The 439-nt window shown below is 67.7% G+C and carries 1 pseudogene; it reads right to left on the bottom strand.

The features are described from left to right. Positions 1–307: 307 nt before the first annotated feature. Positions 308–439: pseudogene (locus tag DK261_RS33580) on the bottom strand (conjugal transfer protein TraX); the annotation flags it as partial.

Raw genomic sequence — 439 nt, forward strand, 5'->3', positions numbered from 1 at the left:
CGACATGGCCTGGCGCAGAGAGACAAATGCTTCCCGGCACCACAAGCCGAAGGCTCTATATCCACGGCTTGCCCCGGACCGCAAGCCGCTGGTGCCGACCAGTGGCGCTGCAGGTTTCCTGCGCGCACGTCGCCCCTGTAGCCGCTGCCGAGCCCGCGAGGCTGCGCTCGAGGACGCAGTCCTCGCAAAACCTGAGCACGCGATATGCCTGGAAGAACAGGTTGCCTGGTTTTACGACCGCTTCGCGGCCGATCGCAGCCTCGCGGGCTCGGCAGCGGCTACAGGGCCGCAGCGACAATGCTCGCCATCAGGCCAGGAGATTGCGCAGCGCCAGCAGCAGGAGGAAATGCCCGGGGTACAGGAGATAGGCCCAGCGCCGCATCGGTGGCGGCGAAAAACCGCGCAACCGCCGCAGGATCGCCAGCCCCAGCCACGGCGC

The sequence above is a fragment of the Pseudomonas sp. RW409 genome (genome assembly GCF_003184125.1).
Classification (GTDB): Bacteria; Pseudomonadota; Gammaproteobacteria; order Pseudomonadales; family Pseudomonadaceae; genus Aquipseudomonas; species Aquipseudomonas chlororaphis_I.